The following is a 12844-nucleotide window of genomic DNA, read 5'->3' as shown; positions in this document are numbered from 1 at the left end:
ATTTTAATGAAAGAAATTTTAGAAAAAATTAGACAATTAAAAGATAATTTAAATAAGTGAGGTCATGCCTATTATGTATTGGATAAACCTTTAGTGGATGACTCAGAATATGACAAAAGTTTAAATGAATTAATAAAATTAGAAACACAATATCCTGAACTAATAACACCAGATTCTCCTACACAAAAGGTGGGGGGAATTGTTATAGATAAGTTTGAAAAATATAAGCATAAGCAACCAATGTTAAGTTTGGCTAATGCTTTTAATAAAGATGATTTGGAAAATTTTAATGATCAAATCATAAAAGAGATTGAAAATAAAAAATATAATTTTTTTGTAGAGCCTAAAATAGATGGATTATCAATCTCATTAATATATAAAAACGGAAATTTGTTTAAAGGTGTTACTAGAGGGGATGGAATTTATGGTGAGGATGTTACTTCAAATGTAAAAACAATAAAAAGTATTCCGCTTTCAATATCAGATAAAAGTGATTATGTAGAAATTAGAGGGGAAGTTTTTTTATCTAAAAATGAGTTTGAAAAATTAAACAAGCAAAGATTATTAAATAATGAAGAGATTTTTGCAAATCCAAGAAATGCTGCAGCGGGAACTTTAAGACAACTTGATTCAAGTATTGCTGCTTCAAGAAAACTTGATGCGTTCTTATATTACTTTATGGATAGAGAAAAATTTCATACTCACAGTGATTCTTTAAATTATTTAGAAACAATGAATTTTAAAATAAATAGTTTGGGTAAAATCTGCAACAGCATTGAAGATGTATATAGTCATATTCAATTTATTCTTTCCCAGAGAGAAAATTTACAATATGAAATAGATGGTGTTGTAGTTAAAATAAATGATTTTGATTTATATGAAAAAGTAGGTTATACAGCAAAGTCTCCAAAGTGAGCTATAGCTTTTAAGTTTCCTGCTGAAACTAAGCAAACTAAATTAAAAAATATTTTTTCAACTGTTGGAAGAACAGGAAGAATTACATATAATGCTTCTTTAGAGCCTGTTCAAATTGCAGGAACAACAGTACAAGCAGCAACACTTCATAATGCAGATTTTATTATTCAACGAGATATTAGAATTGGTGGAGAAGTAAAAGTAAAAAAAGCTGGTGATATAATTCCAGAAGTAATTTCACCAATACAAGATGATAATTATAATGGTTTAGAAAAATGAAGTGAAGAAAAAAATTGTCCACAATGTGAATCAATACTGGAAAGAGTAGATGGTGAAGTTGACCAATATTGTATAAACTCTCAATGTCCGAGAAAAATTGTTAGAGGATTGGAACACTTTGTTTCAAGAGATGCTATGAATATTGAAGGATTAAGTATAAAAATTATTGAGAAGCTTTTTATTAATAAATTTGTTAATACAGTTTCTGATATTTATAAATTACATAAGTATAAAGATCAATTAATAGAACTAGATAAAATGGGTGAAAAATCTGTTAATAATTTGCTAGAGTCAATAGAGGTTTCAAAAACAAACTCCTTAGAAAAATTATTTTTTGGTTTAGGAATCAGACATGTCGGTAAAAAAACTGCAAAAACATTATCACTTAATTTCAAAAATATAGATAAGATATCTTCAATAACTTTTGATCAATTAGAACAAGTTAATGATGTGGGGCCAATAGTGGCTAAATCAGTTTGTGATTGATTTGAAATTAAACAAAATAGAGAATTAATTGAAGAGCTAAAAAAACTTAAAATTAATATGCAATATTTGGGTAATGAAGGCACTAAAAATAATGATAAAATAACATTGAAAAGCTTTGTTATAACAGGGACATTGAGCAGACCAAGAAATTATTTCAAAGATTTACTTGAAGAGTATGGTGCAAAAGTTATTGATACAATAAGTAAAAAAACTGATTTTTTATTAGCAGGCAATGAGGCTGGAAGTAAATTAGAAAAAGCTCAAAAGTTGGGAATTAATATTTTATCAGAAGAAGATTTTTTAGAAATGATAGGAGAATAAACATGACAATTAATTTAGAATTATTAAAAGAGCTTCAAGATGATGCTATGTTAGATTTATCAGAAAAAGAATTACAAAATATTTTAAAATATGAAAATAGTATATTAAAAAAATTTGAAAAAGTTTTACTAGTTAATACTGATAATGTTGAAGAACTTCATTATCCCTTTGAAATTTTTATAAAGGACTTGAGAGAAGATGATGAAACAAAATCTTTATCGAAAGATGAAATTCTTAAAAATGCTCCTAGTACTTTTGAAGATTTCATAACAGTTGTAAAGGTGGTTAAATAATATGAATTTTAAAAAAACTACATTAAAGAAATTACATGACCAATTAGTAAATAAAGAGTTAAAAACTACTGATTTAATTAAGAGTGTTTTAGATGCATCAAAAGCTGATTGAGATAGTAATTTTTTAATAACTTTATGTGAAAAGGAAGCAATGCAAAAGGCTCAGGAAATAGAAAATAAAATTGACGAAGAAAATATTTTAAGTGGAATTCCTTTTATTCATAAAGACAATATTACAACAAAAAATATTTTAACAACTGCAGGTTCAAAAATTTTATCTAATTATGTTCCATTATATGATGCAAGAATTGCTGAATGCTTTAATAATGCAAACTCTATTCTAATAGGAAAAGCTGCATTGGATGAATTATCAATGGGAGGAACGGGTTTATTCTCATTTAATGGTGAAGTTAGAAATCCTCATGATAAAAATAGAATTGCTGGGGGAAGTTCAAGTGGAAGTGCTTATGCAGTTGCAAAAGGAATTGTGCCATTTGCTACAGGAGGAGATACAGGTGACTCTATTAGAAAACCAGCTAGTTTAACAGGGATAGTTGGTTTCAAACCAACTTATGGTTCTATTTCAAGATATGGAGCAATTCCTTATGCTCCTAGTTTAGATCATTTAGGTTTTTTCACCAACAATGTTGAAGATTTAACATATTTATGTGAGGCAACTTATGGGAAAGATGAAAGAGATTTTACTTCAATTGACAATAGACAAGAGTTTGTAAAAAATATTAATAATTTTAATAAAAAAATAAAATTTGGTTATATCAAAAATGTTAATAAATTTTTAAAGGGTCAACTTCTAAAAGATTACCTTAGGTTATATGATATTTTAAAGGCGGAGGGCCATGAAGTTATTGAGTTGGACTTTGATAAGAAACTACTTGAAGCAATACCTGCAGCATATATGATGATTTCTTTTGCTGAAGGAGTATCTTCAAATTATAACTTAGATGGAATTAAATTTGGATTAAGAGCTAAAGGAAATAATTATAAAGAAATTATAAAAAATTCTAGAACCGAAGGTTTTGGAGAGACTGTTAAGAGAAGATTCTTAATTGGAAGTTATCAATTAAGATCAGAAAATCAAGAGATACTTTTAGCTAAATCAAAAAAAGTTAGAAGACTTATTGTAGAGGCATTAGAAAAACTATATGAAAAAGTTGATATATTAATATTGCCTCCAACTTTTGAACCAGCGCCAACTGTTGACCAAGTTTATGGTGTTGATGTAGAACAAAAAGGTGATGGAGAATTTATTTTTGCAGAAGATATTTTGATTCTTGCAAATTTTAATGGTATGCCATCAATTACAATACCTTTTGTTTCACAAGAAAATATGCCAATAGGAATTAATTTAAATGCAAAACCTAAAGAAGATTTAAAAGTACTACAGGCAGCAAAATACTTGGAAAATATAATTGCAAAAAACTTTAGACAAGTAGGTGATTCAAATGAATAACTTTGAAGTAGTTATAGGAATTGAAAATCATATTGAGTTAAAAACTAAATCAAAAATGTTTGGTTTAGGCCCAGTAAGTTATGGAGAAACTCCCAATTCACAGGTATCAGAAATTGATATGGGTTATCCTGGTACTTTGCCATCAGTAAATAAAGAAGGTGTGCGATTAGCTTTACTTACTTGTAATGCTTTAAATATGCAAATAGATCCTCTTTTAAGATTTGATAGAAAAAATTATTTTTATCCTGACCTTGTCAAAGGTTATCAAATTACACAACAGTTTTTTCCTATTGGAAAAGAGGGGAAAATTAGTATTAATTTAGAGAATGGGGAAAAGAAAGTTATTGAAATTGAAAGATTGCACATTGAAGAAGATACTGCAAAGCAAACACATAAAGATCAATTAACGTATATTGATTTTAATAGAAGTGGTGTGGGTCTAATTGAAATTGTTTCAAAGCCTCTTATTAGAAGTGCCTTTGAAGCTGTTGAATATGTAAATCAATTGAGAGAGTTATTATTATTTTTAGGAGTAAGTGATGTAAAAATGAATGAAGGCTCTTTAAGATGTGATATAAATATTTCACTAAGGCCTTATGGTTATGAACATTTAGGTTCAAAAGTGGAGATTAAAAATTTAAACTCTCTAAATAATGTAAAAAAATCAATTGAGTTCGAAATAAAAAGACAATCAAAATTATTGTTATCTGGAGGGATTGTTGATCAAGAAACAAGAAGATTTGATGAGACAATTCAAGAGACTGTCTTAATGAGAAAAAAATCAAATGCAATTGATTATAAATATTTTAGAGAACCAAATATTTTCCCAATCAAATTGGATAAAAATTGAATTGAAGAAGTTATTAGAAATTCTCCAGAATTAGCATCACAGAAGAGAAAAAAATATATTGAAAACTATAGTCTTTCTATTGAAGATGCCAATTACATCTTGTCTGATTTAGCTTTAGTAAAGTTTTTTGAAGAAACAATTCTATTAGGTTCTGAACCTAAAAAAATTGCAAATTATTTATTAACTGATATTAAATCTTTATTAAATAAAGATGGAATTGAATTATCTCAATCAAAATTAAAACCACAAGATATTAATCAAATAATAAAATTATTAGATGAGGGGATGATTTCCTCAAAGCATGTTAAAACAATATTGCCAATAGCATTTGAGACTAATAAGGAAATTATAGATATAGTAGAAGAAAATAATCTTAAGCTTATTTCAAATATAAGTGAAATTGAAAAAATTTTAGATCCTATTATTAAGGAAAATCTAAATTTGATAAAGGAACAATATCAACAAAGACCAGAGAGAGTTGAGAAAACAATAATGGGGCAACTTATGAAGAATACTGGTGGTAATGTAAATCCTACAATAGCAACAGAAATAATAAAAAAAATTATAAAAAAATTATAAAAAAGGTTAACCACATTTTAAGGTTAACCTTTTTTATTCTTCTATTTCTTGCTCTCCTCTAATTTTTAAAACTAGATCATTTACAACATTATTTTTTGCATATACTCCAAGAATATCTCCTTCTTTAAGAATTGTATATTCATCAGGTAAAATAGTTTTACCATTTCTTTTTATTTGAATAATATTAAAGTCCTTATTAGAAACTAAACCAGCATCAAATATTGATTTATCAATAATTTCTTCTTCATGAACAGTAATGCTTGTAAAAACATATTCATTATCAATTGATTGAACTTCACTTTCAATATCAAATAAGGATTTTGTTGCAACCATTTTACCTGTAATAACATCAGGAATAATAACTTTGTCTTCTTCAAGTCCAAGAGCTAATAATATTCTTTTATGTCTCTCATCTCTTGCTTTAACAATAATATTTTCAACACCTAAATCTATTAGATTTAAAACTGTTAAAATACTTGACTCCATATTTCCACCAAAACATACTATAACTCCATCATATTGTGAAATACCATTTTTCTCTAAAGCATTTTTATTTGTTGCATCTAATACAACCCCCTCAACTGATTCAAATTGATTAATATGTAAATTTAATCTCTCTTCATCATAGTCAAAAATCTTTATTAATTGTTTTCTTTCATCTAGTGTTTGCGCCACTGATAGACCAAAGTAGTTTGCCCCAAATATAGCAAAACTTTTTTTTCTAGCCATATTTACTCCAACTTTCTAACTTATTAATTATACAACTCTTTTAATCTTTAATGTATAATTTAATATAGATTTAAAAAGAGGCTATTTTTATGAAAAATTCTTCAAATGATGAGAAAGATATTGTTAAAAGTAAATCTAATAAAAAAAAGACAGAAGTAAAAAAAAGTGTAGAAAATAAGAATGAAAAGTTTTTTCATAAGTTAAAAAACTGATTACCTTTTTCTAGAATAAGTGGGAAAATAATTTTGGCTTATTTAATTTCTATCATATTAGGGGGTTTTTTACTTTCAATTCCGGGAGTTGTTATTGATTCAAAAAATCACTGAAATTTCATTACGGGAATGTTTACAGCTTCAAGTGCTATATCTGATACAGGAATAACTATGGTACAAACAAATACGGGTTATTCATTTTTAGGACAATTATTAATAATAATAATGTGTCAAATTGGAGGAATTGGAATTCTTACAATTAAAATTACTCTTTTAGTAATGATAGGAAGAAAAATTTCTTTAGACGATCAAAATATTGCTCAAAAAGAAAGAGGAAATAATAGTTTATCAAATACTGTGGAAATGATAAAAGATGCCTTTGTATTTTTATTAATATTAGAGTTAGTGGGATCAATAGTTTTATTTTTTGGATTTTATTTTACTCCGCTTTCATTTGAGGGAACTCATAAATTAGATCCATCAACTGTTACAAATCCTTATAATGATTTTGGAAAATCACTTTGATTTGCCATATTTCATTCAATAAGTGCAACAAATAATGCTGGATTTGATATTGTAAGTGGTAACTCGCTACTTCCTTATAATCAAGGAAGTTCGCATGCTTATTTAATTCAAGTTACTTTCCTATGTCAATGAGTAATAGGTGGATTAGGATATCCAACATATCATGATATTAAGAAAAAAATTAAAGCAAGAAAACAAGGAAAAAAAGTTAAATTCTCTTTATTCACAAAGCTAAATTTTATAACTTATATAACTTTATTCATATTGGGGCCCATATTAGTTTTTTTAACAGAGTATCTTACTGTTGAAGAAAGTCAAATATTATTAAGTGGTCATTATGAAGAGACTTATAACTTATTGGGTGATGAAAAAATTAATATTTATCATAAATGAGTATCTAATGGTGGGGCCTGGAAGCCAACTCATGTTTGAATGATGGATTTAATTTTTAATGTCTCTTCAACTAGAAATGCTGGTTTTGCAACAGTAGATGTTAATAGTTTTACTGCTGGAAGTAAATACTTATTATCTATTTGAATGTTTATTGGAGCTGCACCATCATCTACTGCTGGGGGAATTAGAACAACAACTTTTGCTATCTGTGTATTAGCAATATTTTCTATTATGAGAAATAAAAAATCAGTTGAGGTATTTAAAAGAAAAATACCAGATGAGACTGTTAAAAGAGCTTTTGCTGTAGTATTTATTTCGTTCTTTATTGTAACAACAAGTATATTTATTGTTTATTTGGATAGTAATAAAATGCTATTTAGAACAGATGAGACTCAAAATACAGAAGCAACAATTATTAAATTAATAATGTATGTATGTAGTGCCTTTGGTACAGTTGGATTTCAACCATTCCCTAATGAACAAATTATTCAGTTAGGTGTAATAAGTAAAATAATGTTAGTAATGACAATGTTTATAGGTCAATTAGGAATATCTAATACATTATTAGCTTTTGTAAAACCTAAAAATAAACAAAACTTTAGTTATTTAGAAGAGGAAGTAACAATTGGATAGATGATAGTAAAAAACTTATAAATAATGATATTGATAAATATGTTATAATTTTTGTAATTATTTAATCAAAAGTAAATTTATTTATAAATATAAAAAATAACAACCTTATTTAAAAATTTATAAAAATACTTATTTTATAATTTTTTAAGGGTTAAAAATGAAAACAAAGATATTATTTTTTAAAAATTCAATAAGAAAAATTAGAAACAACTCTATTTCAGTTATTGCTGTTTCTTTTTTACTTTTTTTTACTTTTTTTATTCTTTTTTCAATTTTCTCTATTAATTTAAAAGTCCTTTGAGGTTACAATGAATTTAAAAAAATTAGTAATGTAAGAGATAGTGTAATGGAAGTTGATAAAAGTTATCGTCTAATAGATCCTTCAAAAGATGAAAAAGACAATCTTCCTGAAAATCAAGAATTGTATCAACAATATATTTTAAATAGATTAGCTTTAGAAAATAACTTTGAATGAAGTAAGACAGAAGAGTGAAATATTAATAATATTAAAAATCATGATGAATTATTAAAACTAAAGGTTTTATCTAAAACTCATTCAATTAGCAATAACTGTATAGATTGTCTAGTAATTGATAAAGGTAGAGGTTTTTCTAATTCATATCAAAAATCTAAAAGGGAGGTAATAATAAATAAGCAGTTTGCTAAAAAAAATAATATTAAAATTGGAGAAGTTATTAGATTACACCCAGATGAATATGGAGATTCTCTTCTTGTTAAAGAAAATCAAAATGTTGCTTCAGATATTTCAAATACAGCAAATATTGAGGATTTACTTGAACTTAATCAATATTATGGATTAAACTGATACCAAGTAATTGGATTTGGTAGTTCTGCGGATTTTGCATATCCAATATTTGGTGATATGTCATTCTTACCAAATATGAATAAAGAAGCTATTGTATATTTAGATTATAGAAATATGGGATTTAGTGATTACAAATTCAATGTAAAATATGGAGATGATAAATATGAAGAAAGAAACATGAAAATATATAACTCTTCAAACTCTTTAATATCTTTAACTTCTGAATATGATGGTAATTCCTATTTTTCTATTAAATTTAATAATAGATATGGTAACAGAGACTTAGAATCTATAAATAAAAAATATAAGGAATATGGAAATTTAAGCAATAACTCAACTTATTTTTATAATAATAATGATAAAAATTCTAGAAGCTATTCACGTGTAAATGGACCTAACAAGGTAATCCTATTATTTAATATATTATCAAGTCTTTTACTGACTTTAATTTTTTCAATTTGCTTATTTATAATTTATTTAGTAACAAAAAAAGATTTTGAAAGCTCATTGAATGAAATTGGTTATTTGAAGTCTATGGGATATAAAAATAAAAATATAATTATTAATTATTTAGCAAACATACTTTTTTCAATATTAGTAGGTTTTATTTTCTCATTAATATTCTTTTACTCTTTAGAGATACAAGTGCTTAATATTTTCTCAAACTTTTTTAATTTTAGCTTTAAAAATTTCAGTTATTTACCTTTAGTTTTTCTCACTATTTTTATTTTCTTTATATTAATATTTATTTTTATTATAAAAATAATCTCTTTTACAGTTTTTAATAAAGGAATTATTTATTTAAATAATGGTGTTAAAACCTTAAAAATATCTTACTTAGCAAGACAATATAAAAAATTATATAAGAGTTCTAAATTTAATAAAAAACTAAGATCTGCTCTTTTCTTATCTTCATTAACAAAAATAACAGGAATAGCAGCTGCTATGTTATTGTGTTCCACACTAACAACTGCAACAATAGTTATTCCAAAGCAAATTAAGAGAAATTATGAATCGGTATTTTCAAATATCTATTATAAAAATAAAGTTGAGTATACTAGTCCTTTACCAAATAATCCTTTAACTTTTTATAAAACCTATAATCCAAATTTTAAAGATGAAGAATGAGGATTTGATTTTAAAAATAAAATAATAGATCAATATGTGGGGTCAAAAAGCAAAGATAAAGTAAGTACGGCGTATCCTCTTTTAGAAGATAAAAAAACTATTAATTGAAATAAGGTTACTAAAAATATCTTAAACTCTGATATACATTCAGAGTACTATTCATATGATATTGCTCAAAAAAATAATACAGCATGAGCCGAATTTAGTTGATTAAACTGAAAAAATCTTTCTACAAGTTTTTTATTGGATTTGGATAATGCAGATATTGACTCGTCTTGACCGATAGGAAATATAGGATCAAAACAAACTATTAAAAATATTTATTCTCAATGAAAAGATTATGATAATTTTAAACAAGAATTAGTAAGTTTAAAAAATAAAAATCCTGAAAAAGAGCAATTATTAAAATATAATAATTTACTTCTAAATTTTTATAAAAAATATATTGGAGGATTACCATTAAAATATAATTCAAAAATAGTAGAAAATAATCAAATTAACATAAAAGAAATTAATAGTATTATAAAGAAGGAAACTATTTATAAAGGGGATTACTTTTCTAATTATGATAAATATTGAAAAATAAGTAAAGATTACAATGACTTTTATGAAATAAAGAACTCAGAAATAGCGGATTTTAACTTTACATATAATGATAATTTAGTAGATGTAAAAAACCTAAAGTCATCAGTAATAAGCGATTGAGAAAATCAAGACATTATTAGATTAAATAATAATCTTACATTGTGATTTGCTTCAGTATTTGAATGAAGATTAGGTATGGGAATATTATTATTAACTTATACAAATTCTCCCTACTTTATTCAACAAAAAATAATTAAGTCAATTGAGTTAAATGAAAATTATAATGTAAGTAATAGTTTAGTACCATATGATAAAAAATCAGAGGAGTTAGGAACTTACTTTAAAGCAAATTATAGAGATCAAGATTTCAATATTTATGGAGTAAATGAAAAATCAAAATTAAATTTACTTAAAAATAAAAAAAATACAGTTATTAATAATCAGCTATTTAATGATTCAAATTCCTATTATCCTCTAATAATTAATAAAGCTCTTTCTGAAAATTTAAAAATCAAAGAAGGTAATGTTATAGATTTCAATGTATACATTGAAAAATTAGAAAAATACATTAATAACAATTATAGTGATATTGGTATAAATGATTTAGAGATGGGATGATCAAAAAGTCCTTTCAAGGATTTTAGAACCCAGTCAAGCAGAAGTTATTATTCTGCTCCAAAATCTACGTCAGACTATAGAAATTTTTCAGATACAAGTTTAGGTATACCTGTTAGTTTTAATTCAGCCAAAATAGGAGGAGTAGATTTTGCAATAACAAATGGTGGAGCTGTAGGAGCTTCCAACCAGCCACCAATTCATAAACGAGTTACAGACAATGAGTTACAAATAACAAATAATATTTATAAAAGTAATAAAAAATTTAGAATTGTGGGTATTGAAAAAAGTTATGGTACACCAAAAGCTTGAATAACAAATGACAATGCAAATGAAATTATTGGCTATGATAAGGTAGAGGAATTTAACTTTAATAATTTCTTTATTCCTGAATGAGCTCATGTTGAAGAGATATATACTTTTGAACAATTTAATGATGAAGAGTTGAAAAATAAACTTAAAAATATTAGTTATAAAGAATTTAAAGCTAATAGAAATAAAAATGAGAAATGAAAAAATATGTATGACTTTTTTATAAATCAATATCCAATATTTAATTATAAACTCTCTTCAAAAGCAGAGATCTTTGATTTAACTTCTGGATTATCAAATTCACAAAGATATGGAGATTATAGTCAATTTGGAACAAGAGGTAGCTATGGATTAATTTATCCAGAAAATTGTGAAACAGAAGAAGAGTGTGAACCTATTATAGATAAAAATAACTATTATGAGGGATTCTCAATTGCAACATTAAAAGGTCTATTACCTGTTAACTCAGTGACTGAAATAACAAAGGACTTAATTTCTACTCTTAACTTTTCAATATATATATTTATTATTATTTTATTAATAATAACTTTTATTATATTAATGTTGGCCACAACTTTAATAATTACTGATAATAAAGAGTTTATAAATGGTATGAAGATAATGGGATACTCAAACTTTTATATAATTAATCAAATATTCAATGTATATAATGGAGTTATATTATTTATGTTCTCTATTGGTTTTTTATTAGGATTGCTATTGCTAAGTGGAGTTATTAATTTTGTTTCTTTATCTACAAGTCTTGTATTTTTCACAACCTTTATATGATGACATCCATTGTTGGTTTTTCTTTTATTAAGTTCGCTATATATCTTAACTTTTTATATTAGTTGGTTTAATATAAAAAAAATTAGAGTTATTTAATAAAAACTTCTATAAAAACCCCTAATAAATTAAGTAAATTGTAGTGTCATTTATTCTTAAGAAACTAAATAAATAAGCTTGTAATTATTATCTAGAAATTCCATTTAAAACATTTATATGGAATTTTTTTGCTTTAAAACTAGGAGCTTTAAAAATTAATTCTTATTAGAAAAAACATTACACTTGCAAAAACGAAAAGTTTCTTTTGCTTTGGATTATGTAATACAACATTTGCTGGTGCTATTGCAATACAAGCAGCTTATAATGAAAAATAATATGGAGATAATATAATTATGAAAAAAATACTTACATTCTTAACATCAGTACTTTTAATTTCAAGTACACCAGTTTTAAGTGTTTCTTGTTCTACTGGAGACATTGCTTTTAAATCAAAATTAAGTTCTGCAATTAAAGATATGAATATTACAGTAGATCAAAATACGGAAATTAATGAAGAATTTATATTAAATTACATTTTTGCTTCTAGAGGACTAGATACAGCAGATCTACAAAAAGGTATTTATGTTTCGAAGGTAAAACCAATAGATCAACAAAAAATTAAATATATAGCAAAAATAACAGTAACTAGTGAATCTATTAGATATGAAGAAGAAAGTTTTACATCAAATATTGTTTTGAATTTTGAATAGCATTTTAATAATAATATTAGATTTAATAAGTATGTTTAAAGTCCATGAGAGGACTTTTTTATATTTTTAAAAAATTAACATTTCATTATTGGTATTACTAAAATAAAATATAGGTTTAATTAGCAATTAAAAGTATAGAGTATGAATTAGAAGGAAT

8 protein-coding genes are annotated in these 12844 nt (G+C 25.1%); 7 read left to right on the top strand and 1 reads right to left on the bottom strand.

Features of this window, described 5'->3' with window-relative positions; genetic code table 4:
* The 4 genes from ligA to gatB are packed head-to-tail and all read left to right on the top strand — an operon-like array spanning nt 1 to nt 5194.
* Nucleotides 1–2001, top strand: a complete 2001-nt coding sequence (gene ligA, locus AAHM84_RS04025; protein ID WP_425289573.1) for an NAD-dependent DNA ligase LigA — start codon at nt 1–3, stop codon at nt 1999–2001.
* 2 nt (nt 2002–2003) lie between these two features.
* Nucleotides 2004–2294 (top strand): Asp-tRNA(Asn)/Glu-tRNA(Gln) amidotransferase subunit GatC, encoded by a 291-nt coding sequence (gatC, locus tag AAHM84_RS04020; RefSeq protein WP_342258632.1) that lies wholly within the window; start codon nt 2004–2006, stop codon nt 2292–2294.
* 1 nt (nt 2295) lies between these two features.
* Nucleotides 2296–3765, top strand: a complete 1470-nt coding sequence (locus AAHM84_RS04015; protein WP_342258631.1) for an amidase family protein — start codon at nt 2296–2298, stop codon at nt 3763–3765.
* Nucleotides 3758–5194 carry an Asp-tRNA(Asn)/Glu-tRNA(Gln) amidotransferase subunit GatB gene (gatB, locus tag AAHM84_RS04010; RefSeq protein WP_342258630.1) on the top strand — a complete coding sequence of 479 codons (1437 nt, stop codon included), beginning with the start codon at nt 3758–3760 and terminating at the stop codon, nt 5192–5194. Before AAHM84_RS04015 ends, gatB begins: the two co-directional genes overlap by 8 nt.
* Before the next feature lie 33 nt (nt 5195–5227).
* Here the strand turns inward: gatB and AAHM84_RS04005 are convergent, their stop codons facing one another.
* Nucleotides 5228–5923, bottom strand: coding sequence for a TrkA family potassium uptake protein (locus AAHM84_RS04005; protein ID WP_342258629.1), 696 nt, complete (start codon nt 5921–5923; stop codon nt 5228–5230).
* 89 nt (nt 5924–6012) lie between these two features.
* On the opposite strand from AAHM84_RS04005, the gene AAHM84_RS04000 reads away from it, so the two are divergent.
* The 3 genes from AAHM84_RS04000 (at nt 6013) to AAHM84_RS03990 (ending at nt 12687) form a co-directional block, all read left to right on the top strand.
* Nucleotides 6013–7686, top strand: coding sequence for a TrkH family potassium uptake protein (locus AAHM84_RS04000; protein WP_342258628.1), 1674 nt, complete (start codon nt 6013–6015; stop codon nt 7684–7686).
* A gap of 157 nt (nt 7687–7843) precedes the next feature.
* Nucleotides 7844–12037, top strand: a complete 4194-nt coding sequence (locus AAHM84_RS03995) for an ABC transporter permease (RefSeq protein WP_342258627.1) — start codon at nt 7844–7846, stop codon at nt 12035–12037.
* Nucleotides 12038–12330: 293 nt separating this feature from the next.
* Nucleotides 12331–12687, top strand: coding sequence for a hypothetical protein (locus AAHM84_RS03990; RefSeq protein ID WP_342258626.1), 357 nt, complete (start codon nt 12331–12333; stop codon nt 12685–12687).
* Nucleotides 12688–12844: the final 157 nt, after the last annotated feature.

It is taken from the genome of Spiroplasma endosymbiont of Dioctria linearis (assembly GCF_964030865.1).
Taxonomy (GTDB): Bacteria; Bacillota_I; Bacilli_A; order Mycoplasmatales; family Mycoplasmataceae; genus Spiroplasma_A.
Note: the sequence above shows the minus strand (reverse complement) of the source record. Positions and strands in the feature narration are given on the sequence as shown.